This window comes from Streptomyces sp. NPDC038213 (assembly GCF_055600495.1).
In genome coordinates, this window is sequence record NZ_JBVJYM010000005.1 from 60,474 (window position 1) to 85,140 (window position 24,667).

The 24,667-nt window shown below is 73.4% G+C and carries 27 protein-coding genes and 3 tRNA genes; 16 read left to right on the plus strand and 14 right to left on the minus strand.

All coding sequences use genetic code 11. The features are described from left to right. Positions 1-99: 99 nt before the first annotated feature. Positions 100-909 (minus strand): VOC family protein, encoded by an 810-nt coding sequence (locus tag ACZ7JZ_RS09645; protein ID WP_470935406.1) that lies wholly within the window; start codon positions 907-909, stop codon positions 100-102. 108 nt (positions 910-1,017) lie between these two features. Here ACZ7JZ_RS09645 and ACZ7JZ_RS09650 point away from each other — a divergent pair, with 108 nt between their 5' ends. After that, positions 1,018-1,659 (plus strand): HhH-GPD-type base excision DNA repair protein, encoded by a 642-nt coding sequence (locus ACZ7JZ_RS09650; protein WP_470935409.1) that lies wholly within the window; start codon positions 1,018-1,020, stop codon positions 1,657-1,659. A 52-nt stretch (positions 1,660-1,711) separates the two neighbouring features. Then, a complete protein-coding gene (gene opcA / locus ACZ7JZ_RS09655; protein ID WP_470935412.1) occupies positions 1,712-2,644 on the plus strand; it encodes a glucose-6-phosphate dehydrogenase assembly protein OpcA in 933 nt (310 codons plus the stop codon). A gap of 33 nt (positions 2,645-2,677) precedes the next feature. Here opcA and ACZ7JZ_RS09660 read toward each other — a convergent pair whose 3' ends face one another. After that, positions 2,678-4,306 carry a helicase HerA-like domain-containing protein gene (locus tag ACZ7JZ_RS09660; RefSeq protein WP_470935415.1) on the minus strand — a complete coding sequence of 543 codons (1,629 nt, stop codon included), beginning with the start codon at positions 4,304-4,306 and terminating at the stop codon, positions 2,678-2,680. Between the two features lie 88 nt (positions 4,307-4,394). Between ACZ7JZ_RS09660 and ACZ7JZ_RS09665 the strand changes: the two genes are divergently transcribed. Next, positions 4,395-4,691 carry a type II toxin-antitoxin system VapB family antitoxin gene (locus ACZ7JZ_RS09665; protein ID WP_352197793.1) on the plus strand — a complete coding sequence of 99 codons (297 nt, stop codon included), beginning with the start codon at positions 4,395-4,397 and terminating at the stop codon, positions 4,689-4,691. Positions 4,692-4,806: 115 nt separating this feature from the next. Then, complete coding sequence (locus ACZ7JZ_RS09670) at positions 4,807-5,424, plus strand: LytR C-terminal domain-containing protein (RefSeq protein ID WP_470936368.1); 618 nt, start codon at positions 4,807-4,809, stop codon at positions 5,422-5,424. A gap of 19 nt (positions 5,425-5,443) precedes the next feature. On the opposite strand, the gene upp is transcribed toward ACZ7JZ_RS09670, so the two are convergent. Next, a complete protein-coding gene (upp, locus tag ACZ7JZ_RS09675; RefSeq protein ID WP_470935418.1) occupies positions 5,444-6,079 on the minus strand; it encodes a uracil phosphoribosyltransferase in 636 nt (211 codons plus the stop codon). Between the two features lie 125 nt (positions 6,080-6,204). Here upp and ACZ7JZ_RS09680 point away from each other — a divergent pair, with 125 nt between their 5' ends. The 9 genes from ACZ7JZ_RS09680 to ACZ7JZ_RS09720 all read left to right on the plus strand — a co-directional run bounded on the left by ACZ7JZ_RS09680 (position 6,205) and on the right by ACZ7JZ_RS09720 (position 12,281). After that, positions 6,205-6,525 (plus strand): hypothetical protein, encoded by a 321-nt coding sequence (locus ACZ7JZ_RS09680; RefSeq protein ID WP_470935421.1) that lies wholly within the window; start codon positions 6,205-6,207, stop codon positions 6,523-6,525. A gap of 229 nt (positions 6,526-6,754) precedes the next feature. Beyond that, positions 6,755-7,342 (plus strand): tRNA adenosine deaminase-associated protein, encoded by a 588-nt coding sequence (locus ACZ7JZ_RS09685; RefSeq protein ID WP_470936371.1) that lies wholly within the window; start codon positions 6,755-6,757, stop codon positions 7,340-7,342. A 162-nt stretch (positions 7,343-7,504) separates the two neighbouring features. Further along, a complete protein-coding gene (gene tadA, locus ACZ7JZ_RS09690; RefSeq protein WP_470936373.1) occupies positions 7,505-7,933 on the plus strand; it encodes a tRNA adenosine(34) deaminase TadA in 429 nt (142 codons plus the stop codon). A 72-nt stretch (positions 7,934-8,005) separates the two neighbouring features. Next, a tRNA-Ser gene (locus ACZ7JZ_RS09695) sits at positions 8,006-8,090 on the plus strand. 86 nt (positions 8,091-8,176) lie between these two features. Then, positions 8,177-8,464: a hypothetical protein gene (locus ACZ7JZ_RS09700; protein WP_470935424.1), complete on the plus strand. Its 288-nt coding sequence runs from the start codon at positions 8,177-8,179 to the stop codon at positions 8,462-8,464. 405 nt (positions 8,465-8,869) lie between these two features. Next, a complete protein-coding gene (locus tag ACZ7JZ_RS09705; protein WP_470935426.1) occupies positions 8,870-9,031 on the plus strand; it encodes a hypothetical protein in 162 nt (53 codons plus the stop codon). Positions 9,032-9,286: 255 nt separating this feature from the next. Then, a complete protein-coding gene (locus ACZ7JZ_RS09710) occupies positions 9,287-10,195 on the plus strand; it encodes an RNA polymerase sigma factor SigF (protein ID WP_470935429.1) in 909 nt (302 codons plus the stop codon). A 221-nt stretch (positions 10,196-10,416) separates the two neighbouring features. Next, positions 10,417-11,256 carry an RNA polymerase sigma factor SigF gene (locus tag ACZ7JZ_RS09715; protein WP_470935433.1) on the plus strand — a complete coding sequence of 280 codons (840 nt, stop codon included), beginning with the start codon at positions 10,417-10,419 and terminating at the stop codon, positions 11,254-11,256. Between the two features lie 65 nt (positions 11,257-11,321). Beyond that, positions 11,322-12,281: a hypothetical protein gene (locus tag ACZ7JZ_RS09720; protein WP_470935435.1), complete on the plus strand. Its 960-nt coding sequence runs from the start codon at positions 11,322-11,324 to the stop codon at positions 12,279-12,281. Between the two features lie 45 nt (positions 12,282-12,326). Here the strand turns inward: ACZ7JZ_RS09720 and ACZ7JZ_RS09725 are convergent, their stop codons facing one another. Further along, a complete protein-coding gene (locus ACZ7JZ_RS09725) occupies positions 12,327-12,530 on the minus strand; it encodes a hypothetical protein (RefSeq protein ID WP_470935438.1) in 204 nt (67 codons plus the stop codon). Between the two features lie 125 nt (positions 12,531-12,655). On the opposite strand from ACZ7JZ_RS09725, the gene ACZ7JZ_RS09730 reads away from it, so the two are divergent. Both ACZ7JZ_RS09730 and ACZ7JZ_RS09735 read left to right on the plus strand, forming a co-directional pair. Further along, on the plus strand, positions 12,656-13,060 hold the full coding sequence (locus tag ACZ7JZ_RS09730; RefSeq protein ID WP_470935441.1) for a MarR family winged helix-turn-helix transcriptional regulator: 405 nt from the start codon (positions 12,656-12,658) through the stop codon (positions 13,058-13,060). A gap of 101 nt (positions 13,061-13,161) precedes the next feature. After that, positions 13,162-14,691 (plus strand): MDR family MFS transporter, encoded by a 1,530-nt coding sequence (locus tag ACZ7JZ_RS09735; RefSeq protein WP_470936376.1) that lies wholly within the window; start codon positions 13,162-13,164, stop codon positions 14,689-14,691. A 47-nt stretch (positions 14,692-14,738) separates the two neighbouring features. On the opposite strand, the gene ACZ7JZ_RS09740 is transcribed toward ACZ7JZ_RS09735, so the two are convergent. From ACZ7JZ_RS09740 to ACZ7JZ_RS09785, 10 genes are all read right to left on the minus strand, one after another. Then, entirely contained in the window at positions 14,739-15,368 is a 630-nt protein-coding gene (locus tag ACZ7JZ_RS09740) for a TetR/AcrR family transcriptional regulator (protein WP_470935444.1), read from the minus strand. Positions 15,369-15,460: 92 nt separating this feature from the next. Further along, positions 15,461-17,569 carry an ArnT family glycosyltransferase gene (locus ACZ7JZ_RS09745; RefSeq protein WP_470935447.1) on the minus strand — a complete coding sequence of 703 codons (2,109 nt, stop codon included), beginning with the start codon at positions 17,567-17,569 and terminating at the stop codon, positions 15,461-15,463. Next, the gene (locus tag ACZ7JZ_RS09750) at positions 17,566-18,855 is read right to left on the minus strand and encodes a bifunctional glycosyltransferase family 2/GtrA family protein (RefSeq protein ID WP_470935450.1); all 1,290 of its coding nucleotides are present in this window, start codon (positions 18,853-18,855) and stop codon (positions 17,566-17,568) included. Before ACZ7JZ_RS09750 ends, ACZ7JZ_RS09745 begins: the two co-directional genes overlap by 4 nt. 25 nt (positions 18,856-18,880) lie before the next feature. Beyond that, entirely contained in the window at positions 18,881-20,452 is a 1,572-nt protein-coding gene (locus ACZ7JZ_RS09755; protein WP_470935453.1) for a HAMP domain-containing sensor histidine kinase, read from the minus strand. Next, entirely contained in the window at positions 20,453-21,220 is a 768-nt protein-coding gene (locus tag ACZ7JZ_RS09760; RefSeq protein WP_470935456.1) for a response regulator transcription factor, read from the minus strand. It lies immediately after the preceding gene. A 95-nt stretch (positions 21,221-21,315) separates the two neighbouring features. Beyond that, complete coding sequence (locus ACZ7JZ_RS09765) at positions 21,316-22,209, minus strand: amidohydrolase family protein (RefSeq protein WP_470936379.1); 894 nt, start codon at positions 22,207-22,209, stop codon at positions 21,316-21,318. Further along, on the minus strand, positions 22,187-22,525 hold the full coding sequence (locus ACZ7JZ_RS09770) for an antibiotic biosynthesis monooxygenase family protein (RefSeq protein WP_470935459.1): 339 nt from the start codon (positions 22,523-22,525) through the stop codon (positions 22,187-22,189). Before ACZ7JZ_RS09770 ends, ACZ7JZ_RS09765 begins: the two co-directional genes overlap by 23 nt. A 103-nt stretch (positions 22,526-22,628) precedes the next feature. Then, on the minus strand, positions 22,629-23,504 hold the full coding sequence (locus tag ACZ7JZ_RS09775) for a DUF2797 domain-containing protein (RefSeq protein WP_470935462.1): 876 nt from the start codon (positions 23,502-23,504) through the stop codon (positions 22,629-22,631). Positions 23,505-23,564: 60 nt separating this feature from the next. Beyond that, positions 23,565-23,637: transfer RNA gene (locus ACZ7JZ_RS09780), tRNA-Arg, on the minus strand. A gap of 255 nt (positions 23,638-23,892) precedes the next feature. Further along, positions 23,893-23,983 (minus strand) — tRNA-Ser (locus ACZ7JZ_RS09785). Between the two features lie 212 nt (positions 23,984-24,195). On the opposite strand from ACZ7JZ_RS09785, the gene ACZ7JZ_RS09790 reads away from it, so the two are divergent. Continuing rightward, positions 24,196-24,627 carry an SSI family serine proteinase inhibitor gene (locus ACZ7JZ_RS09790; protein ID WP_470935465.1) on the plus strand — a complete coding sequence of 144 codons (432 nt, stop codon included), beginning with the start codon at positions 24,196-24,198 and terminating at the stop codon, positions 24,625-24,627. Positions 24,628-24,667: the final 40 nt, after the last annotated feature.

Genomic DNA, 24,667 nt, shown 5'->3' on the forward strand with positions numbered 1-24,667 from the left:
CGTGTGCCGGAGTTCCAGTCATACCGGCGGCCCCGGGGGCCCGCATCCGCAGCCGGGGAGAGGTGCGGCAGTCGGGTGAAGCGGCGCGGACGGGTCCGGTCAGGCGTCCGTCATCGGGGGCATCTCGCCGACCGTGGCCGACAGGTCGATGACGGAGAAGTTCGCGCCCTGCGGGTCGGTGAGGGCCGCGAACCGGCCGAAGGGGCTGTCCATCGGGCCGAACTGGAGCACCGCCCCGCGGGCCGTGGCCCGCGCGACCGCCGCGTCGCAGTCGTCGACCCCGAAGTAGACGCTGATGAACGACGGCACCTCCGGCGGGAAGTCCTCGTCCATGACCATCCGGCCGAGGACCATGTTGTCCTTGTCCCCGCCGGCGCTGAAGACCTTGTAGTCCATCGTGTCGTCGTGCATCTTCTGCGCCGTGAGCGGGAAGACGGCCGGCAGGAAGGCGTCGACCTTGTCCGGGTCGCGGGTGAAGACCTCGGCCCAGACGTACGAGCCGGGCTCCCCCGTCTTCTCGAAGCCCTGGTGGTCGCCGGGCTGCCAGACCCCGAAGACCGAGCCGCCCGGCTCCTGGCCGAGCATCATCGAGCCGAAGCTGCCGACGGCCATGGGCTCCATCAGCACCGTGCCGCCGGCCGCGCGCACCTTCTCCGCCGTCGCGGCGGCGTCGGAGGAGGCGAAGTACAGGCACCAGGCCGACTGGCCGTCCTCCCCCGGCATCGGCGGGACCACGGCAGCCACCGCCTTGCCGTCCGCATAGGCCTGGGTGTAGTTCCCGTACTCGCTGGAGCTCTCCCCGAAGGTCCAGCCGAGCACGTCCCCGTAGAAGGCCTTCGCGCCCTCGACGTCGGTGAATGCGGCGTCCACCCAGCAGGGGGCGCCCTCCGGGAATGCGGGCTTGGTCATGAGCGTGACTCCGTATCGATATTTTTGTGCCGTTCCGTCCGGATTCATACGCTAGCCAGCCCGCGTGCCGCCCGCGCGCGGAATCGGGAATCTCCGGAACATGGGGTCATGGAGCACAAGAAGGCCGTCACCCTGCACCTGTCCCAGCAGCCGGAGGCCGACGAGCTGCTCGGCCGCAGCCCGCTCGCCGCCCTGGTCGGGATGCTGCTCGACCAGCAGGTCCCGATGGAGTGGGCCTTCGCCGGGCCCTACACGATCGCGCAGCGGCTGGCCGCCGACGACCTCGACGCCCACGCCATCGCCGCGTACGACCCCGAGGCCTTCGCCGCCCTGCTGTCCGAGAAGCCCGCCGTGCACCGCTACCCGGGTTCGATGGCCAAGCGGATCCAGCAGCTGTGCCAGTACCTCGTCGAGCACTACGACGGGGACGCCGAGGCCCTCTGGGCGGACGCCGGCACCGGCGCCGAACTGCTCGGACGGCTCAAGGAGCTGCCCGGGTTCGGGGACCAGAAGGCGCGGATCTTCCTGGCCCTGCTCGGCAAGCAGCTCGGCGTGCGGCCGCGCGGCTGGCGTACGGCGGCCGGGGCCTACGGGGAGGAGGGCAGCCACCGCTCGGCGGCCGACATCACCGGCCCGGAGTCCCTGGCGAAGGTGCGCGCGTACAAGCAGGAGGCCAAGCAGGCCGCGAAGCTGGAGAAGGCCTCGAAGACCGGCGGGGCCGCCGGGGGCCGGGGGGCGGCGGACGCCTGAGCGGGCCCACCCGAATGCGGGCGGGCCCGGGTCCCTGGGAGACTGGCTCATCGTGAAGACCGAACTCACCGCCACGACGTCCAGCAAGGTCAACGCCGCCCTGCTCGAAGCCCGCCGAGCCGTCGGGAGCCCGGCCATGGGCATGGTCCTGACCCTGCTCGTGGTCACGGACGAGGAGAACGCCTACGACGCCGTCAGAGCCGCGTCCGAGGCCGCGCGCGAACACCCCTGCCGGATCATCGCCGTCATCAAGCGGCAGGGCCGGGCCCACCGCCGCCTCACCCAGACCCGCCTCGACGCCGAACTGCGCGTCGGGACGGACGCCGGCACCGGTGAGATCGTCCTGCTCCGGCTGCACGGCGACCTGACCTCCCACGCCGGCCCGGTCGTCCTGCCGCTGCTGCTGCCGGACGCCCCCGTGGTGGCCTGGTGGCCCGCCGACGCCCCCGCCGACCCGGGCCGCGACGAGCTCGGCCGGCTGGCCCAGCGCCGGATCACGGACGCGTACGCCGCCCTCGAACCGCTCGCCGCGCTCGACGGCCGGGCCGCCGCCTACGCCCCCGGGGACACCGACCTGTCCTGGACCCGGCTGACCCCCTGGCGCTCGCTGCTCGCGGCCGCCCTCGACCAGAAGCAGGGCGCGGTCACCGGCGCGGCCGTGGAGAGCGAGGCCGACAACCCGAGCGCCGAGCTGCTCGCCTGCTGGCTGGAGGACCGGCTCGGGGTGCCCGTGGAGCGCGTGGCCACCGCCGGACCGGTGATCACGCGCGTACGGCTCCAGACCGCGGCCGGGGAGATAACCGTCGACCGCCCCTCGGGCGCCCTCGCCACCCTCGGCGTCCCGGGGCAGCCGGACCGGCGCGTCGCCCTCAAGATCCGCTCCACGGCGGAGCTGATCGCGGAGGAACTGCGCCGGCTCACGGCCGACGAGACGTACGCGGCCACCCTGCGCCGCCTCGCGGGCCGCGGGGCCCCGGCGCAGTAGCACCGCGCCGGGGACGGGACGGCCGGGGACGGCTCAGCGCTTGCGCCGGGCCGTCCCGAAGATCGAGCGGGAGATCTCCCGGCCCAGCTGGGTGCCGATCGAGCGGGCCAGGGAGCGGAAGATCCCGCTCCCCACCACCTGCTCGGTCAGCGACCTGTCCGCGGGGGCCGCCTTCGCCGCCGCCCGCGCCGCCCGCTCGGCCTCCTTCGCCTCGCGTTCGGCCTCCCTGGCCTGCCGCTCGGCCTCCTTCTCCGCCGCGGCGGCCGCGGCCGCCGCCTCCGCCCGGGCCTCCGCGGCCGCCTGCTCGGCGCTGATCACCTCGTACGCCGACTCCCGGTCCACCGCCTCGGCGTAGCGCCCGTACAGCAGCGAGCCCTTCACCGCCCGGTCGAGCTCCGCCTCCCCGACGGGCCCCATGAGGGACTGCGGGGCGCGCAGCCGGGTGGCGGCGACGGGGGTCGGCGCCCCCTTCTCGCTCAGTACGGTCACCACGGCCTCGCCCGTGCCCAGCTGCGTCAGCAGCTCCTCCAGGTCGTAGTCCGAGTTCGGGAAGGTCCGCACGGTGGCCTTGAGGGCCTTGGCGTCGTCGGGGGTGAACGCGCGCAGGGCGTGCTGGACCCGGTTGCCGAGCTGGGCCAGGACGTCGGCTGGCACGTCCTTCGGGGTCTGGGTGACGAAGAAGACCCCGATGCCCTTGGAGCGGATCAGGCGGACGGTCTGGACGACGGCCTCCAGGAACGCCTTCGAGGCCCCGTTGAAGAGCAGGTGGGCCTCGTCGAAGAAGAAGACCAGCTTGGGGCGGTCGAGGTCGCCGACCTCCGGCAGGTCGTTGTAGAGGTCCGCGAGCAGCCACATCAGGAAGGTGGAGAACAGCTGCGGCTTGTCCTGGACCGCGGGCAGTTCGAGTACGGACACCAGTCCGCGCCCGTCCGCGGCGGTGCGCAGGAATTCGCTGGTGTCGAATTCCGGCTCCCCGAAGAATTCCGACGCGCCCTGCTGTTCGAATGCCGTGAGCGCCCGCAGGATCACCCCGGCGGTGACCGTGGAAAGCCCGCCGATTCCCTTCAGCTCCTGCTTTCCGCGCTCGGAGACGAGGAAGGCGACCACCGCCCGCAGGTCCTTCAGGTCGACGAGCTCCAGGCCCTTCGTATCGGCGTAGTGGAAGATCAGTCCGAGGGACTGCTCCTGGGTCTGGTTGAGCTGGAGGACCTTCGACATCAGGACCGGGCCGAAACTCGTGACCGTGGCCCGCAGCGGAATTCCCGGTCCGATCCCGCCCAGGGAGTAGAACTCGGCGGGGCAGCCGGCCGGCTCCCACTCCTGCCCGACTTCCCGCGCGCGCTCGGCGACCTTCTCGTTCGGCGCGCCGGGGGCTGAGATCCCGGACACGTCCCCCTTGATGTCGGCGAGGAAGACCGGGACGCCCTGCGCGGAGAGCTGTTCCGCCACGAGCTGGAGGGTCTTGGTCTTGCCCGTGCCGGTCGCGCCGGCGACCAGTCCGTGCCTGTTCAGCATGGTCAGCGGGATGCGGACCTGCTTTCCGGGCAGGCAGGCCCCCTCCCAGAGGAGGGCACCCAATTCGAGCGCGGGGCCGGTGAAGGAGTAACCCGCCGCGATCTTGTCGGCGGCGGGCTGCTCGGCTGAGGGGGTGGATCCGGTCATCTGTCACTCCCGTATTGGCGCTATTCGTCACCTTTGCACCGACGCACCGAGGCTGCGCCCGCAGGCCTGCTCCCGGTAGGCTTTCCGTGTGATCTTCAAGCGCATCGGAAACGGGCGGCCCTATCCCGACCACGGCCGGGAAAGCGTCCGGGCTTGGGCGGACGTCGCGCCGCGCCCGGTCCGGCTCGACCAGCTCGTGACCACCAAGGGACAGCTGGACCTCGAAACGCTGCTCGCCGAGGACTCGACCTTCTACGGCGACCTCTTCGCGCACGTCGTGAAGTGGCAGGGCGACCTCTATCTGGAGGACGGTCTGCACCGCGCCGTGCGCGCCGCACTGCAGCAGCGCCAGGTCCTGCACGCGCGCGTCCTCGAACTGGGCTGATTCCGGGGCGATTGCGCCTTTCGGGTCGGCCCTGGGCTATTCATAGATCATTTAGTAGGCATCGTCACCGGGCCGCACTACGCTGCGCTCCATGAGCATGCTCACTCCCCCCGGCATGGGCGGAAAGTACCGCGTCACGGGGACCGCCTACCCCCGCATGCGCCGCCCCCGCCGCCGCCGGATCGTGCTCGCGGTACTCGGATCGGTCCTCGCCCTCGGCCTGCTCGGCTACGGGACGCTCCAGCTCATCGGCGTGTTCCGGGGGGACGAGACCGGGAAGACGGCCGCCGGGCAGAAGAAGGCGGAATGCGTCCGGGCCGCCCAGGGAAGACCCGCGGCTTCCCCCGCCCCCGTGCGCGCCCTGCCCAGGCCGGGCCAGATCACGGTCAACGTGTACAACGCCACCCCGCGCAGCGGACTGGCCAAGTCCGTCGGCGACGAGCTCAAGAAGCGCGGCTTCGCCGTCGGCAAGGTGGGCAACGCCCCGCCGACCTTCGACAAGAAGGTGGCCGGCACGGGGATACTGCTCGGCTCCCCCCGGACCGACAAGGCGCTGTTCTCGGTGCTCGGCACCCAGCTGGCCGGGGCCTCCCTCCAGGTGGACACCCGGCAGGGCCCGGACGTCGACCTGATCCTCGGGACGGCCTTCAAGGCGCTCAACAAGAAGGAGGACGCGGACAGGGCCCTGGCCGCCCTGGCCAAGCCCGCTCCCGCGCCCTCCCCGAAGTGCTGAGGCTCCCGGAACGCTCGGGTTACTCCGCCGCGCCGTACATGCGGTCGCCCGCGTCGCCGAGGCCCGGCACGATGTAGCCGTGCTCGTTGAGCCGCTCGTCGACCGAGGCCGTCACGACGGTCACCGGCTGTCCGGCGAGGTCGCGCTCCATGACTTCGATGCCCTCGGGCGCGGCCAGCAGCACCACGGCCGTGACGTCGTCGGCGCCGCGCTTGATCAGCTCCTGGATCGCCGCGACCAGCGTGCCCCCCGTGGCGAGCATCGGGTCGACGACGTAGACCTGGCGGCCGGAGAGGTCCTCGGGCATCCGGGTCGCGTACGTGGAGGCCTCCAGGGTCTCCTCGTTGCGCACCATGCCCATGAAGCCCACCTCGGCGGTCGGCAGCAGCCGCACCATGCCGTCGAGCATGCCCAGGCCGGCCCGCAGGATCGGGACGATCAGCGGGCGGGGGACCGACAGCTTCACGCCCGTGGTCGGCGCGACCGGGGTCTCGATGTCGGCCTGCTCGGTGCGCACGTCCCGCGTGGCCTCGTACGCGAGCAGGGTCACCAGCTCGTCGGCGAGGCGCCGGAAGGTCGGGGAGTCGGTGCGCTTGTCGCGCAGGGTGGTCAGTTTGTGCGCCACCAGCGGGTGGTCGACGACGTGGATCCGCATGGACCCAACAGTAACCGGGGGAAGGGCCGCCCGATGCCGCCCGGCACTGGCATCAAGGGGCCCGTCCGGGGGAAGGTGGTGGCAGGGGCCGCCCCCGAAGCGGAACCGGGACGTAACCAGCCGGGATGGTGACGCCGATGCCCGACCAGCAGCAGAGGACCGCCAGGACCACCGCGAGAGCAGGCGCGCGCGGAGGGCGTACGAAGGCGCCCGAGCCGGCGCCCGGGCCCGCCGTACGGGCCGCCGCGGCCCCGCCCGCGGAAGCGGACGGCGGGACGGGGCCGCCCGCGGAGCCCTCCGAGACGGCGGCCCAGCGCCGGCAGCGGCGCGCCCAGTTCCTGCGCGACCTGAACGAGGCGCGGGAGCTGCGCGAGCGGGTCCAGCCGCGCCGCGCCCGGGCGGCTCGGATGCGCCAGCAGATGCGGATGCGCACCTTCCGCTGGTGAGCGGGCCCGCTCACGCGGGGCCCGGCACGGCCGAAACGCACCCCGTGGAGCCGCCGGCGCGCACGGCACGGCACGACGCAAGCGCGGAAGACCTCTCGCAACGCCGCCGTTTCTGCCACGATGCCGACTGGGGCGGGGCCCGACCGGCACAGCGTGCCGTTCCACCTCCCCCAACCTCCGGCCGGGGGGACCCCCAACCGGCACGCCTATGACCAGTGGGAGAGTCACGGTGTACTTCGCCGCACTGCTCGCGCGCACCGAAGACGGGTGGGAAGCGAGCGACACGGATCTCGACGACGTCGAGACGCTGTCCGATCTGACCGAACTGGCCCGGGAAGCCTCACCCGACGAGGACACCGTGCTCGTCTTCATCGAGCAGGAGGACGCCTGGTTCGGCATCGTCCGCGTGGACGGTGAGGAAGACCCCCGCATCTACCTGTCGGACGCGGCCGCCGCGGCCCGCAGCTCGTACGGGGAGATCCTGCTCACCGACGAACTGCTCGGGCGCACCCCAGGCTCCGGGGACGGCCTCGAGGAGCTCGTGGACCTCGATCTCGACCTGGAGGCCGAGACGGGGTCCGAGGACCCGGAGGAGGGCGGACCCGGAGCGGTGGGCGGGTTCGACGAGGCCGGGGACGACCTGGACGAGGACCACGGGCCGGCCGTCGAGGCCGTCCCGGCGGGGCCGATCGGGGACCTGCAGATCCTGGCCGACCTGGGCATGTCCCAGCGGCTGCTGCTGGCCCTGCGCTCCGACGCCCTGGGGGAGATCGCCGACGCCCTCGGCGCCTCCGAGGTCCTGGAGACCGTCCGCTAGCGGGCCGCGGCACCGGAAGCAGTGAGCACGTAGTGAGCAGGCAGTGATCGAGCAGTGAGCAGCACACCGCACCGACCGGCCCCCGGGCCGGTGACCGGCCCGGAGCGGGGTCCCGTACGGGAATCCGTACCCGACCCCCTCCGGGACCCGTGGCGCCCGGCCATGCGCCGGGCGCTGGACGAGGCCGCACGGGCGGCGCGGGCCGGGGACGTCCCGGTCGGCGCCGTCCTGCTGGCGCCCGACGGCAGCGAGCTGGCCGCCGGGCACAACGAGCGCGAGCTGACCGGGGACCCGACGGCGCACGCCGAGGTCCTCGCCCTGCGCCGCGGGGCCGCGGCCCTCGGAGAGTGGCGGCTGACCGGGTGCACCCTCGTCGTGACCCTGGAGCCCTGCGTGATGTGCGCGGGCGCCCTCGTGCAGTCCCGCGTCGCGCGGGTCGTGTACGGGGCCGTGGACGAGAAGGCGGGGGCCGCGGGCTCGCTCTGGGACCTCGTACGGGACCGGAGGCTGAACCACCGGCCCGAGGTGCTCCCCGGGGTGCTCGGGGACGAGTGCGCCGCGCAGCTGTCGGCCTTCTTCCGGGAGCTCTGAAGACGCCTCCGCGGGCGGAACCGCCGGGGCCGATTTGCAAAGCACTCGGCGCCGTGCGCTAGGATCTCTCTCGGTAGTGTGTCCGAGTGGCCGAAGGAGCTCGCCTCGAAAGCGAGTATGGGGCAACCCATCGGGGGTTCAAATCCCTCCACTACCGCACTGGTCGAGAGGCCCGGTTCGTACGAACCGGGCCTCTCGCGCGTCTGCGCCGTGACCGCCCGCGCACTCGGCCGTTGTCACGGCATGACCAAGACCCAGCGCCTCCTCGCCGCCGTCGCCCTCGCCGGCGCGGCCGCGGGCCTCTCCGCACCCGCCGCCGTCGCGGCCCCCGCCGCCCCGCTGCCGGTGGAGGACCTGCTCCCGGCCGCCGCCCCCGACATGCCCGCGGCCGCCCAGCCCGACGTACAGCAGCTCGGCAAGGGCCTCAACGAGCTCAACCAGCTCAACCAGCTGATGGCCCTGCCGGACCAGCTGGAGCCCGTCATCGCCCCCGCCGCGCCGGCGCTGGGGCTGCTGGGCGCCTTCGAGTAGCCCCGGGGGCACCTCCCGGCACCCGCCGCACCCTCCCGCACCTGCCCGGACGCGCAGAAGGCCCCGACCTGGGGTCGGGGCCTTCGTGCGGATGGGACGGGGGAAGCGGCATCGGGGGGACAAGCCGCTTCCCCCGATGAGGACGGAACCTGCCAGTCCGGGCCGCAGTCAGGGGGGAAGCTTGCGGCCGGACCCCGCAGAGAGGTCCTGTCCCTCCGCCCTCCGGTTTCCTGCCAGAACCGGTGGGCTCATGAACAATCCTGCGCCTCCCCCGCGCCCGGAAGGAGCGGCAAAGGGCCCGTACCACCGGGTCATTGGTCCTTAAAGGCCGGGTGAGGGCCCTCGCCGGACCGGTTAGACTCACGCGACTTGGCGTGGACCGGCAGGGGAGGCCGAAACCCGATCATGGACACCAAGAAGGTCGTCACGGGCGTGCTCGTCGTGTTCGTGCTCTACACGATCATCACCCAGCCCGAGAAGTCGGCCGATTTCGTCCAGATAGGTTTCCAGGGCCTCTCCGATGCGGCGAAGGGCATCGGCGAGTTCATGACCGAACTGGTGCGCTGAGCCCGTACGCCGAAGCGGTTTCCGGTCCTCCGGCCTCCCATCCGACGGGTGGGGGGCCTTCTGTGCATCCGCGCCCTTACGGGCGCCCCCGCCGCCCCGCGCACAACCCCCCGTACGGCCCCCGGACGGGCCACCGAATGTCCAACTTGCCCTCAACACGGCGACATACGGTGCTTGCACACAGTGCACATGTCTTGTGATGCTATGACCGCTTTTGACGGATGAGTTGACCGACCATGAAGGGGTGGCGTGACCGTGCCGGCCAGTACAGCGCCTCAGGTTCCACCCCAGCAGGACGAGCCCCCCGCCGCCGCCCTCGCCAGGCCCCAGGCCCCCGCCGGGCCCGCCGCGGCCAGGCCCCCGGTCTTCGGGGAGCGCCGGGTGCCCGCGAGGCCGCAGAGCCGGGGGGCGGACACCCGGGCCCTCACCCAGGTGCTCTTCGGGGAGCTGAAGACCCTGGAGCGGGGCACCAGCGAGCACAACCGGGTCCGCGGGGCCCTCATCGAGGCGAACCTCCCGCTCGTCCGCTACGCGGCCGCCCGATTCCGCAGCCGCAACGAGCCGATGGAGGACGTGATCCAGGTCGGCACGATCGGGCTCATCAACGCCATCGACCGCTTCGACCCGGACCGCGGGGTGCAGTTCCCGACCTTCGCGATGCCGACCGTGGTGGGCGAAATCAAGCGGTACTTCCGAGACAACGTGCGCACCGTCCACGTACCGCGCCGGCTGCACGAGCTGTGGGTCCAGGTCAACGCGGCCACCGAGGACCTCACCACGGCCCACGGGCGCACCCCCACCACCCCGGAGATCGCCGCCCGGCTGCGCATCTCGGAGGACGAGGTGCTGGCCTGCATCGAGGCCGGGCGCTCGTACCACGCCACCTCGCTCGAGGCGGCACAGGAGGGGGACGGGCTGCCCGGGCTGGTCGACCGGCTCGGCTACGAGGACCCGGAGCTGGCCGGGGTCGAGCACCGCGACCTCGTACGGCACCTGCTCGTCCAGCTGCCGGAGCGCGAGCAGCGGATCCTCCTGCTGCGCTACTACAACAACCTGACGCAGTCCCAGATCAGCGCGGAGCTCGGGGTTTCGCAGATGCACGTCTCGCGGCTGCTCGCCCGGAGCTTCGCTCGACTGAGATCCGCAAACAGGATCGAAGCGTAACGAGAACGGGTGGAGATCGCTCCGCCCGTTTCCCGACAGATCAGTCCCATTCGGCTCTGTCGCTGCACAGATATGTCGACTTGGCGCTACAGCGCGTTGCCGACATGTGACATTCTGCTGGAACCGCGTTTGCCGCAGCCCCGCCTCCGGTATTCAGGTGGAGGCTGCGTTCCTCCGACGGGCGCGCCCTACGCGACCGTCCGCGACCACAAGGGGGTGGCATGTCCGCAGACCAGGGCAGCTCCAAGGTGCTCACGCTCGTCAAGAGCGAGGCCCCGGCAGTGCTCGACCGCTCGGAAGCCATCGACACCCGCACCCTCTCCCGTTCCCTGTTCCTCAGGCTCGCCGCGCTGGCCCCGGACAGTCCCGACCGGGCGTACGTGCGCGACACTCTCATCGAGCTGAACCTCCCGCTCGTCCGGTACGCGGCGGCCCGCTTCCGCAGCCGCAACGAGCCGATGGAGGACATCGTCCAGGTCGGCACGATCGGCCTGATCAAGGCGATCGACCGGTTCGACTGCGAACGGGGCGTGGAGTTCCCGACGTTCGCGATGCCCACCGTGGTCGGGGAGATCAAGCGCTTCTTCCGGGACACCTCCTGGTCGGTGCGGGTGCCGCGCCGGCTCCAGGAGCTGCGCCTCGCCCTGACGAAGGCGAGCGACGAGCTGGCCCAGAAGCTGGACCGCTCGCCCACCGTCGCCGAACTGGCCGCCGTGCTCGGGGTGTCGGAGGAGGAGGTCGTCGACGGACTCGCCGTCGGCAACGCCTACACCGCCTCCTCGCTGGACTCCCCGTCCCCGGAGGACGAGGGCGGCGAGGGCTCGCTCGCGGACCGGCTGGGGTACGAGGACACCGCCCTCGAAGGGGTCGAGTACCGCGAGTCGCTCAAGCCGCTGCTCGCCAAACTCCCGCCCCGGGAGCGGCAGATCATCATGCTGCGCTTCTTCGCGAACATGACCCAGTCGCAGATCGGCGAGGAGGTCGGCATCTCGCAGATGCACGTCTCCCGGCTGCTGACGCGCACGCTGGCGCAGCTCCGCCAGGGCCTCATCGGCGACTGACCGCCTGCGCGGCCCAAGAGCGCCACAGGGTTCCCAATTGACGGAGCGTCAGTAACACTGGCGCGATGCGAAAGGGATCCCTGTGGGCGGCCGCGGCCGCGGCTTCGGCGCTCCTCGGCGCGGCCCTGGCCGGCTGCGGCGACGGCGGGCCCGCGGGGTACGCCGCCGTGGGCGCCGCCGGGGCCGGTCCGGAACGGCGCCCGGGAGAGCTCGTACCGCCGGAGGGCGGGGTGGAGCTCCAGCGGCTGCCGGGGGCGGGGGCGCGTTCGGCTTCGGCACCGGTTGCCGCTTCGGGTGCTGCGTCGGGTTCGGCTTGGGGGTCGACTTCAGGCTCTGGTTCGGCTTCGGCGGGGGTCTCGGGCGGGGCGCAGGGGTCCGTCGGCGGTTCCGGGTCCGCGGGCGGGAGCGGCACTGCGGGGTCCGGCGGCTCGGGCGGGGGCGCGGGCGCTGCGGGCGGAGGCGCGGGCAGTGCGGGCGGTGCGGATTCCTCCGGCGGGACCGGGGCGTCCGGCGGCGGGCCGTCGGGCGGTACGGGCAGCGGCGGCGGCAGTGCGACCGGGGGCGCGACCGGAGGCGGCAGCGGCGGCGGCACGAGCTCCGGTACGGGCACCTCGGGCGGCAGTGCGGCCGGGGGCGCGACCGGAGGCGGCAGCGGTGGCGGTACGGGCGGCGGCGGTACCGGCGGTGGCGGACCCGCTCCGAGCCCGGTCCCCCCGACCCCCGCGAAACTCTCCCTGGGCACCCCGCAGCGGGCGCCCGCAGACCGGCGCTGGTGCGAGCAGGTCACGGTGGCCTTCCGCAACTCCGGCGGCACACCGGTCCGTTCGGGGACGGTCGGCTTCGCGACGCACATCATCGGCGCGCTCGGCGTGGACTGGGCCACGATCCACTCGTCGCAGCCCCTGCCCGTACCGATCGCCGCGCTCTCGGAGAAGCGGAAGACCTACACGGTGTGCGTGGAGGCCTGGCGGGTCCCGCTGGGGATGCACGTCGAGACCCGCGAGGTCACTGCCGACTGGAAGTGACCGCGCGGGCCTGCGGATTCACCGCCGCGACGGGCGCGGGACGCGTCAGGAGCCGGCGAAGGCCAGCCAGGCGACCGCGGCGAGCACGGCCACGGCGGCCACCACGCCGACGATCAGCCCCACGCGCGGGCCGGACTGGCTGCTCGCGGCCGGACGGGCGGCCTCGCCCTCGTCCACGAAGGCTCGGAACATCTGGGTGCTGCCCGCGGGGTCGTAGGAACCCTCGGGGCCCGGGGTGTTGTGTGCCATGGCGGGACCCTAACGGTTTTTACCTTGCTTTACCGCCCCCTGCCCCGATTCGTTTGCCTGTGGCAACCAACTGCTTCTATGGTTGCCCTAAGCAACAAGATGGCCGAGGGAGGGGCGGGACCGCCGTGTACGAGGAGCTCGCCCGCCAGCTCTCCGCCGTCGGCGTGGTCAAGCGCGAGCTGGCCCGCACCCTCCCGCAGGAGTGCCCCGCCGGGCCCGCCGCCGTCCTCGCCCTCCTCGACCGGTACGGGGAGATGCGCCTGAGCCGGCTCTCCGAGCTGCTCGCCGTGGACATCTCCGTCACCAGCCGGCACGTGGCGCACACCGCCGCGCGCGGCTGGCTGGAGCGGGCCCCCGACCCCGGCGACGGGCGCTGCCGCATCCTGCGGCTCACCCCGGCGGGCCGGGACCTGCTCGCCGGGCTCAGCGCCCGCTACTCGGCGGCCCTGGAGCGGGCCCTCGCCGACTGGCCCGAGGAGGACATCGGCACCCTCACCACCCTGCTGGCCCGGCTCCGGTCGAGCTTCTGAACCGAAGGACACAGGACACCCCCATGGCGATATCCACCCCCGCCGGCGCCCGGGAAGGCGGCGCCGCGCTGCCCCCCGGTGAACCCGCCGACCCCGCACCCATGACCCACCGCCAGATCATGGAGGCGCTGTCCGGGCTGATGCTCGGCATGTTCGTGGCGATCCTGTCCTCCACGATCGTCTCCAACGCCCTGCCCCAGATCATCGGGGACCTCGGCGGCACCCAGTCCTCGTACACCTGGGTCGTCACCGCCGCCCTCCTGTCGATGACGGCCGCCACCCCGCTGTGGGGCAAGCTCGCCGACCTGTTCAGCAAGAAGCTGCTGGTCCAGATCGCCCTGGTGGTCTACGTACTCGGCTCCGTGGTCGCCGGGCTCTCCCAGAACACCGGCACGCTCATCGCCTGCCGCGTGGTCCAGGGCATCGGCGTCGGCGGGCTCTCCGCCCTCGCGCAGATCGTGCTGGCCGCGATGATCTCCCCGCGCGAGCGCGGCCGCTACAGCGGCTACCTCGGGGCGGTCTTCGCCGTCGCCACCGTCGGCGGCCCGCTGCTGGGCGGGGTCATCACGGACACCGACTGGCTCGGCTGGCGCTGGTGCTTCTACGTCGGCGTGCCCTTCGCCGTGATCGCGCTGGTCGTCCTCCAGCGGACCCTGAACCTGCCCGTGGTCCGCAAGGACGTGAAGGTGGACTGGGCCGGCGCCTTCTTCGTCTCCGCCGCCGTCTCCCTGCTGCTCGTCTGGGTCACCCAGGCCGGCGACTCGTACGACTGGCTCTCCTGGCAGACCGCGGCCATGACCGGCGGCTCCCTGCTGCTGGCCCTCGTCTTCGTCTACGTCGAGTCCCGGGCCGCCGACCCGGTCATCCCGCTGCGGCTGTTCCGGAACAAGACCATCACCCTGGCCTCGGTGGCCTCGCTGTTCGTCGGCGTGGCCATGTTCTCCGGCACCGTCTTCTTCAGCCAGTACTTCCAGCTGGCCCGCAACGAGTCCCCCACCATGTCCGGGGTGCTGACCATCCCGATGATCGGCGGCCTCTTCGTCTCCTCGACGGTCTCCGGCCGGGTCATCACCCGCACCGGCCGCTGGAAGTCCTGGCTGGTGTCCGGAGGCGTGCTCCTCACCGCGGGCCTGGGCCTGCTCGGCACCCTGCGCTACGACACCCCGTACCTGCACATCGCGCTCTACATGGCGCTCACCGGGCTCGGGCTCGGCATGATGATGCAGAACCTGGTCCTCGCCACCCAGAACCAGGTGGCCCCCGAGGACCTCGGCGCGGCCAGCTCCGTGGTCACCTTCTTCCGCTCCCTCGGCGGCGCCATGGGCGTCTCCGCACTCGGCGCACTCATGGCCCACCGCGTCACCGACTACGTGCAGGAGGGGCTGGCGGAGCTCGGCCCGAAGGCCGCCGCCCTGGGCCACGGGGGCACCGCCGGCGGCGGGATCCCCGACCTCGACAAGCTGCCCGCCCCCTTCCGCGAGGTCATCGAGTCCGCGTACGGGCACGGGGTCGGCGACGTGTTCCTGATCGCGGCCCCCACCGCTCTGGCCGCCCTGCTGCTCGTCCTGTTCATCAAGGAAGTGGCGCTCAAGTCCCGGCCGCTGACCGCGGCCGCCGAGCCGGGGGAGTAGGCGCCGGGGGAGCGGCCCGCCCGCGGGCCGGGGCGGGCGGGAACCCGTCAGCGGGCGGCGGCCGCCGCCTGGGCCGCGATGCCCGCCACCAGGATCTCCAGCGCGCTGTGGAAGTCCCGCTCGGGGGCCGGTCGGACACTGCCGCAGCCGCTGAGGAACCGGGAGACCGCCAGGTGGGCGCCGGTCCGCCCGGCGGCCGGCAGCCCGGTGGCGTGCAGCACCCCCTGGAGCTCCGCGTCGAAGGCCCGCGCGTGCGGACCGATGTTGGGGTACTCCACGGCCAGTGCGGAGACCCACGGGTGCGCGGCGAGCAGTGAGCGGTGGCCCCGGGCCAGCTCCCGCAGCCGGCCGGGCCAGTCCGGGGGGCCGGGCGGCCCGGCGGGCGGGGCGGCCTCGCCCAGGGCCGCGTCCAGGGCCAGTTCGAGCAGGTCGTCCTTGGTGTCCACGTACCAGTAGAGGGACATCGCGGTCACGCCCAGGGCGGCGGCGAGGCGGCGCATCGAGAAGCGGGCGAGGCCCTCGGTGTCGAGCAGCCGGACGGTCGCGGCCGTGATCTTCTCCCGGTCCAGCCCGGCCGGCTGCTCACTGCGGCGTCTCGCACCGTGCGTCCGGGGTGCGAGCCACACGCTCGTGCGCACGGCACCGTCGGTCCTGGCCGGGTCGGCCGCAGTCACCATGGGGCACCCTCTGTCATCCGGCGGGCGGGCGGCCCGGAATGCCCGGTCCGCCCTTCTTGATGCTAGAGGGTGCCTCAGATGTTGGGGCGGGTTCAGGACTTCGGGGCCGTCAGGTCGTACAGCGTGGTACCCCCGACGATCCTGGCCGTGAAGTTCTCGGCCACCCAGGCGGCGATGGCGGAGGAACTGCCCTCGCCCCGGCCGCCGGGCATCCCGCCGCCGCCCCCGATGTAGTAGTGGATGCGGCCGTCCGCCACGTACCGGCGGAACTGCTCCAGGGTCGGGGACGGGTCGCTGCCGTTGAACCCGCCGACCGGCATCACCGGACGTCCGGTGGCCAGCTGGTAGCTCGCGGCGTTCTGGGCCCCGGTGGCGGCCGCGGCCCAGGTGTACGCATCGGCGTCCGCCGTGAGCAGCCGCCGGACCTCCGCACCGACCTCGGCGCCGTTGAGCAGCCCGCCGAGCCCGCCGCCGCGGCCCTGCTCCCCGGGCTGACCGGCCCGGCCTCCCGGGCCCTGTGCCTGGCCCTGGCCCGGCTGCTGACCCTGGCGCCCGCCCTGGGGGAAGCCCTGGGGGAATCCGCCCGGGGGAGTCCCGCCCGGAGCGGTACCGCCCTGCGGGGCGCCGCCGCCGCGGCCGGGGAAGCCGGTGCCGTCCGGGGCGCCGCCCGGCAGTTCGCCGCCCGGCAGCATCCTCAGGCCCCGGCCTCCGCCGGGACCGCCGCCGCCCGCCACCGCGGGGCCGGCCGTCACGATGGATCCGGCGTGGCCCTCGCCGACCGTGGTGAGGGTGTAGGCCAGCGGACCCGCCAGGGAGACGGCCAGGCCCAGCCCGGCCGCCCACAGGGCCGCGCGCCGGACCAGCAGTCCGGCGGCCGCCGCCAGGCCGCCCGCCAGGACCGCCCAGCGCAGCCAGGGCAGGTAGCCCTCGGCGCGGCCCAGCAGCACGTACGACCACACGGCGGTCAGGACGAGGGTCCCGGCGAGGGTCAGCGCGGCGGCCCGGGTGCCGCGCTCCTCCCAGAGCACGGCGAGTCCCATGCCCACCAGGGCGGCGGCGTAGGGGGCGAGGGCGACGGTGTAGTACTCGTGGAAGATGCCCTGCATGAAGCTGAACACCACCGCGGTGACCAGCAGGCAGCCGCCCCAGGCGAGGAAGGCGGCGCGGGCAGCGGACTCCAGGGTGCCGGCCGCACGGCCGGCCCGCCGGGTCACCACCAGGCCCGCGAGCAGCAGGACCAGGGCGGCCGGGAGCAGCCAGGCGATCTGGCCGCCGATGTTCCCGGCGAAGAGCCGGTCGATCCCGGTCTCCCCCCAGCCGCCTCCGCCCCGGCCGGCGCCTCCGCCGACGCTGCCGGTCTCGTTGCCGTTGATCCGGCCCAGGCCGTTGTAGCCGAAGGTCAGCTCCAGGAAGGAGTTGGTCTGGGAGCCGCCGATGTACGGGCGGGAGGACGCCGGCCAGAGTTCGACCACGGCCACCCACCAGCCGCCCGCGAGCACCGCTGCCAGTCCCGAGAGCAGCAGCTGGCCGAGCCTGCGGCGCAGCGGGGCCGGGGCGCAGACGGCGTACAGGAGGGCGAGCGGCGGCAGGATCAGGAAGGCCTGGAGGGTCTTGGCGAGGAAGGCGAGGCCGACGGCTGCCCCGGCCCAGACCAGCCACTTCGTCCGGGCCCCCTCCAGTGCCCGCAGGACGCAGTACACCGTCACCGTCAGCAGCAGGGCGAGCAGGGCGTCGGGGTTGTTGAAGCGGAACATCAGCGCGGCCACCGGGGTGAGCGCGAAGGCGGTGCCCGCGAGCAGTCCGGCCGCCGGACCGAACTGCCGCTTGACGGAGGCGAAGAGGACCGCGGCGGTGCCCACCCCCATCAGTGCCTGGGGGGCGAGCAGCTGCCAGGAGCCGAGGCCGAAGAGCCGGACGGACAGGGCCATCGGCCACAGGGCGGCCGGGGGCTTGTCCACGGTGATCGAGTTGCCCGCGTCGGAGGAGCCGAAGAAGAAGGCCTTCCAGCTCTCGGCCCCGGCCTGGGCAGCGGCCGAGTAGAAGGAGTTCGCGTAGCCGGAGGCGCTGAGGTTCCAGAGGTAGAGGAGAGCGGTGCCCAGCAGCAGGGCGGCGAGTGCGGGCCGCTCCCAGCGGGGCCGGGCCTCCGCGGCCCCGGCACGGGTGGCGGGGGCGCGGGTGAGGACGGGGGCGGCCGTGGTCATCGGGGGTCCTCCGGAGCGGTCGGGCGCGGGGTGCGGCGCTCGGGGAAGACCCAGGAGCGCAGGAGCAGGAAGCGGAGCACCGTCGCGGCGAGGTTCGCGGTGATCAGCACGGCGAGTTCGGTGCCGTGTCCGGGGCTGTCGGTGGCGGCGTCCAGGGCGGCCAGGGAGCCGCTGGTCAGGGCGAGTCCGATGGCGAAGACCACGAGGCCCTGGGCCTGGTGTCGCAGGGCCCGGTCCCGGCCGCGGACCCCGAAGGTCAGCCGGCGGTTCGCCGCGGTGTTGGCGAGGGCGGAGAGCAGCAGGGCGGCCGCGTTGGCGGTCTGGGCACCGGCGCCGAGCCGGAAGAGGGTGTAGAGGCCGAGGTAGCCGAGGGTGGAGAGCACCCCGACCGCGCAGAACCCGAGGAGCTGGCGGGCCAGGCCCCCGGGGACCCCGGTCAGGGCGCGGTCGCGGGGATCGTCCCCGAAGGGGCGGGCGAGCCGGTCCAGGGGCAGGGCTCCGACGGCGAGGGCCCGGCCCACCCGCCAGACCCCCTTCAGGTCGGCGGTGGCGGTCTGCACCAGGTGCACGGTGGAGTCGGGGTCGTCCACCCAGTCCACGGGGACCTCGTGGATGCGCAGCCCGGCCCGTTCGGCGAGGACGAGCATCTCGGTGTCGAAGAACCACCCGGTGTCCTCGACCAGCGGCAGCAGCCGTTCGGCCACCTCGCGCCGGATGGCCTTGAACCCGCACTGGGCGTCGCTGAACCCGGCGGCGAGGGAGGAGCGCAGGATCAGGTTGTAGGCGCGGGAGACGAACTCCCGCTTGGGCCCGCGCACCACCCGTGAGGAGCGGGCGAGCCGGGTGCCGATGGCCAGGTCGGAATGGCCCGAGATGAGCGGGGCCACCAGCGGCAGCAGCGCGTTGAGGTCCGTGGACAGGTCCACGTCCATATAGGCGAGGACGGGGGCTTCGGAGCCGGACCAGACGGTGCGCAGGGCGCGACCGCGGCCCTTGAGCTCCAGTCGGTGGACGCGGACCCGGTCCAGCGAACCCTCGAGTTCCGCGGCCACCTCGGCCGTCCGGTCGGTGCTGGCGTTGTCCGCGACGGTGATCCGGAAGGGGTAGGGGAAGGTCCGGCTCAGGTGCTCGTGGAGCCTGCGGACACAGGGGCCGAGGTCCTCCTCCTCGTTGTACACGGGGATGACCACGTCCAGTACGGGGGTGCCGGGCGCGGGGGCGCCGGGCACGGGGGCCGCGAGGGCCGCTCGGGCCGGAAGGGTCCCGGAAGGGGTGTCGAGGGGCATGCACCGACCCTCGGGTCCCGTGCTGTCACGCCTGTGTGGTGTGCCTGTGCCGGGGCTGTGAGGACCCGCCGACCGGGACTCCGCCCTCTTCGTCCGGCTCCGCGGGGAGCCTGACGGAGAACACGGTGCGGCCCGGAGCGCTGCTGACCCCGACGCGGCCGCCGTGGGCGCCCACCACGGCCTGGACGATGGCGAGTCCGAGACCGGTGGAGCCCGCCTGGCGGGAACGGGAGGCGTCACCGCGGGCGAAGCGCTCGAAGATACGGGGCAGCAACTCGGCCGGGATTCCCGGGCCGTTGTCCTCGACCTCGATCAGCAGGGTGGATGTTTCACGTGAAACACGCTGTGTTTCACGTGAAACACGAGCGGTGACCGTGGTGTTGGGCGGGGTGTGGGTGCGGGCGTTGGCCAGGAGGTTGACCAGGACCTGTTGCAGCCGGGCCGGATCCGCACGCACCACGGCAGGGGAGTCGGGGAGTTGGAGCCGCCAGCGGTGCCCCGGCCCGGCGGCGCGGGCGTCGCTGACGGCGTCGACGACCAGGGGCACCAGGTCGGTGCTCTCCGCGGACAGGGGCCGCCCCGCGTCGAGCCGGGCGAGTAGCAGCAGGTCCTCCACCAGCCCGGTCATCCGGGCCGCCTCGGATTCGATGCGGCCCAGGGCGTGCCGGGTGTCGGGGCCGGCCTCCTCGCGGCCCCGCCGGGTCAGCTCGGCGTACCCGCGGATGGAGGCCAGCGGGGTGCGCAGTTCGTGGCTGGCGTCCGCGACGAACTGCCGTACGCGCGTCTCGCTCTCCTGGCGGGCCGCCAGCGCCGAACCCACGTGCCCCAGCATCCGGTTGAGGGCGGCGCCCACCTGGCCCACCTCGGTCCGGGGGTCGGCCTCGGCCTCGGGCACCCGCTCGTGCAGGGCCACCTCCCCGCTGTGCAGCGGGAGTTCGGAGACCCGGGTGGCCGTGGCCGCGACCCGGCGCAACGGGCGCAGGGCCACCCCGACCAGCGCCTGTCCGGCGAGCCCGGCCGCGATCAGCCCGGCCGCGGTGACGCACACCTCGACCAGGACCAGGGTGTTCACCGTGGAGTTCACTCCGGCCAGCGGAAAGCCCAGGGCGTAGCTGCCGTCCGGTCCGGACCGGACGAGGTAGCTGCCCAGTCCCGGCATCTCCACCTCGACGGCACCGTCCGCGGCCCGCGGGACGGCTGCGGCCAGGGCCTGCTGCTGGGCCGCGGTCAGCGGGACCCGGTAGCCGGGGTCCGCGCCGTCGGACCGGGTGCTGCGGGCCCCCTCCGCCGCCTCCCCGCCGGGTCCCATCAGCACTCCGACGGCGCCCAGCGGAGAGCCCGGTGCGGCGACGAAGCGGAGGTCCGTGGGGCCGCTGCCCGGGTCCAGGCGGCTGCCGGGGGCCCGGTCGGCCATCTCCACCGAGGTGCCCAGCTGCTTGTCCACCTGGTTCACCAGGTACGAGCGCAGGGCGAGCGTGGTGACCGCGCCGATGGCCGTCCCCACGACGGCGATCAGCAGCACTGCGGAGAAGACCAGGCGGGTCCGCAGCGACCAGGGCCGCCGCGCGAACCGCCGGGGGCGGGACCCCTTCGGCACCTACTCCCCCGGTTTGATCAGGTAGCCGGCGCCGCGCCGGGTGTGGATCATCGGGCTGCGGCCGGGGCCGCTCTCCAGTTTGCGCCGCAGGTAGGAGATGTAGAGCTCGACCACGTTGGCCTGCCCGCCGAAGTCGTACGACCAGACCCGGTCGAGGATCTGCGCCTTGCTGAGCACACGGCGCGGATTGCGCATGAGGTAGCGCAGCAGCTCGAACTCGGTGGCGGTCAGGTGGATCTCCTGCCCGCCCCGGGTGACCTCGTGGCTGTCCTCGTCCAGGGTGAGGTCGCCGACCACGAGGACGGAGTCACCGCGGGCGGCCGCGGCCGCCCCGGAGCGCCGGATCAGCCCGCGCAGCCGGGCCACGACCTCCTCCAGGCTGAAGGGCTTGGTGACGTAGTCGTCGCCCCCGGCCGTGAGGCCCGCGATCCGGTCCTCCACCGAGTCCTTCGCCGTCAGGAAGAGCACCGGCACCTGGGGGAGCTCCCGGCGGAGCCGGCCCAGCACGGCCAGCCCGTCCATATCGGGCAGCATGATGTCGAGGACCACCGCGTCGGGCCGGAAGGCACGGGCGGCCCGGATCGCGCCCGCCCCGTCCCCGGCGCTGCGCACCTCGCAGCCCTCGTAGCGCAGGGCCATCGACAGCAGTTCGGAGAGCGCGGTCTCGTCGTCCACGACGAGCACCCGGCAGGGCCCGCCGTCGGGCCTCACCAGGGCGGTGGGCGTGCAGGTCGCGGTCGTGTGCGTGGAAGCAGTCGTCGCGGTCATGCTCCCAGCCTGGGGAGGGCCGCTGAGAGGGCTCTTGTCCTTTTCTGTGAATCTCCTGAGAAAAGGGACCGCCGCTGCCGGGCGGTCCGGACGGCTCAGGCGGGTGCGGGCAGTCCGAAGAGCCGCGCCCCGTTGTCGTGGCAGACCGCCCGCAGCCAGTCCCGCCCCAGGCCGAGCCGCTCCAGGGCGTGCAACTGGTGCTCGTACGGGTAGGGGATGTTCGGGAAGTCGCTGCCGAGCAGGATGCGGTCCCCGAGGTCGGCCAGCCGGGGCAGCTCGGCGGGCGGGAAGGGGCTGAGCCGCTCGGCGAAGTCCGTGAAGGCCATCGTGGTGTCCAGCCGGACCTCCGGGTACCGCTCGGCGAGCGCGAGGAACTCCCCGTACTCGGGCATCCCCATGTGGGCGAAGACCAGCGGCAGCCGCGGATGGCGGGCCAGCACCCGGGCCACCGGCTCCGGCCCGGTGTGCTTGCCGGGGGCGGGGCCGGAGCCGCAGTGGATGACGGTGGGGACCCCCGCCTCGGCGAGCAGCCCCCAGACCCCGTCGAGCAGCTCGTCCGCCGGGTCGTACCCGCCGACCTGCACGTGCGCCTTGAAGACCCGGGCCCCGGACTCCAGGGCCTGCCGCACGTACCGTCCGGCCCCCTCCTCCGGGAAGAAGGTGGCCGTGTGCAGGCAGTCCGGGGTCCGGGCCGCGAAGTCGGCGGCCCAGGAGTTCAGCCAGCCGGCCATGGCGGGCTTGTGCGGGTAGAGCATGGCCGTGAAGGCCCGCACCCCGAACCCGCGCAGCAGCGCGACGCGCTCGTCCTCCTCGTGCCGGTAGGTGATCGGCCAGGCAGTGCCGGTCAGCGGCCCGGCGGAGTCGAAGTACCGCCAGACCTTGTCGAGCACCTGCTTCGGCATGAAGTGCGTGTGCACGTCGACCAGGGCGGGCGCCCCGGTCCGCCGGAGGAACCCCCGTACGGCCTCAGCTGTTGCGGACAAAGGAATGGCTCCGCTCGACGGTGCCGACGTGGAGGCTGTAGCTCTCGTACCAGTCGGTGCGCCCGCGCCGCATCGCCGCCTGGTGCTCCATGTCGGTGCGCCAGCCGGCCAGGGACTCCTGGTCGCGGAAGTACGCGACCGTGATCGCGAGGCCCCCGGGGGTGTGGGCGCTCTCGTGTCCGAGGTAGCCGGGGACGGCCGTGCCGAGCTCGGTCATACGCCGGGAGGTCTCCTCGTAGCCCTCTTCCTCGGGGGTGCGCACGGAGGTGAACACGGCCATCAGATAGGGCGGTTCGAATGCCGGGACGGGCTGGATGCTCATGCCCCCACCCTCCGCAGCCGACCCCCGGCGTGTCCACCGCGAACAGCCCCGCGGGAGCAAAGGGATCCAAGATTTGACCTTCACCCGGACGGCTCCCCGGCACTCAGAACAGGCCGGGCTGTTCTCCCTGCGCCGCGCGCACCGGCTGCACGGGCGCCGCGGTGGCCGCCCCGGGGTCCGCCGCCGACAGCACCCAGCCCGCGAGCAGCCGCGCATCGGCCACCAGCCCGTCCGCGAAGTGCAGATCGGGCCCCGCCGCACCCACCGGAACCCCGCTGACCACGGCCCCCGCGACCGGAGCGGCCAGCACGGCCGCAGGCCGCGGCAGCGCGTCCAGGCGGAACGCCGACCCGTGGTCCGCCACTTCGCAGGGCAGCGGCTCCAGGGCCTCCGCCCAGCCCGCCAGGGCGCGCGCCCGCCCGTGCACCGCGGCCACCTCGGCCCGCCGCTCCCCGGCCGGCGGCAGCTGCGCCCGCACCTCCCGCTTGCGCGCGTACGGGATCCGGTCCGGCACCCCCAGGGCGGCCCGCAGCAGCTCCTCCGTGCGCCGGGCGGCCATCAGGGGCCCCCGCCCCAGCCAGCTCCACGCCACGGCCCCCTGCTCCAGCAGCCGCACGGCGCCCCGCTCCTCGGCCGTGATCCCGACCTTGAGCAGCCCCGGGCCGAACCAGGCCAGGTAGACCCGGTACGGGCGGGGGTCGTCCGCGATGGTGTCCGCGGCCACCGAGTACGAACGGTCCAGCCGCGCGCAGTCGGGGCACTGGGGGGAGCGCCCCGCCGCGCCGACGCCGGCGCCCGTCGGACAGGGGTGCCGGCTGCCGCCGCGCCGGACGCCGAGGCAGCGCCGCTCCCCCTCGAACCGGAAGGCCAGCGCCCGGCCCACCGCCAGCAGGCTGGAGCGCTCGCCGCGCTCCTGCGCGTACCAGCCGAGGGCGGGGCCCTCCCCCGTCCAGCGCAGCCCGGTGCACCACCAGTCCACGAAGTCCTCCCGACAACGCGAGAGCCCCTCAGGATTTCTCCTGAGGGGCTCTCGTTTCTGTGCACTCGGCAGGATTCGAACCTGCAACCTTCTGATCCGTAGTCAGATGCTCTATCCGTTAAGCTACGAGTGCTTGTGCTTCCCGGGGTTTTTCGCCCCGTTGGCCTTGCGAGAACAACAATACATGGACCTCGCCGGGACGCGAAATCCATTAGCCAGACCCGCCTTGACCTGCGAAAACGCCCCGATGGCCATGATCATCCAACCGTCCTGGGCGATCTTGCGGCGGATCCCCCGGGGCGGCGCGGGCCGCGCAGGAGCACACACGGGAACGCAGGAACGACCGAAGCCCCGGTCTTTGCGGACCGGGGCTTCGGTGATCACAGCGCGGAGGCGGAGGGATTTGAACCCTCGATGGGCTTTAAGACCCAAACCGCATTAGCAGTGCGGCGCCATAGACCGGACTAGGCGACGCCTCCAGCACACCCCCGCGTACGTGGGGTGCGTGCAGATGATGACACAGCCATGCGGCCCGTCACCAATCCACCCCCACGGTACTAGCCACCCGGCCGCCCGGGCAAAGCCTTAATGGCCGGAAGTGCACCCGGGGGCAGGTGGGGCGCCCGGGGCGCATGGGACGGCGGCCGCGGTCGGGGGTGACCCGGGCCCGGGCCCGCTCGTTGGGCAGGCCATGCTCCGCCGACTCGCCCTCGCCTCCGCCGTCACGGCCGCGATCGCCTCCGGCCCCCTCCCGCCGCTGCCCTTCGGGCTGCTCGGGGAGGCCGAGCAGCGCCCCGACCGGCTCACTGTGACCGTCTCCGAGACCGGGAACCCGCACGCCGACGGCTCGTACGAGCTGACGTGCCGTCCGGCCGGCGGGACCCACCCCCAGGCCAAGCGCGCCTGCGACCGCCTCGACCGCTTCGCCGCGGACGGCACCGACCCCTTCGCGCCCGTGTCCACCCGCAGCATGTGCACCCAGCAGCACGGGGGCGGGGCCAGGGCCAAGGTCACCGGGACCTGGCGCGGGGAGCGGGTCGACGCAGCGTTCGACAGGGAGAACGGGTGCGAGATCAGCCGGTGGAAGGATTTGGAACCCGTGCTTCCGAGTGTGCGCTCCTGACCAGCGAGGATGTGAGAGGACCCGCACATCCGCCGCCGGG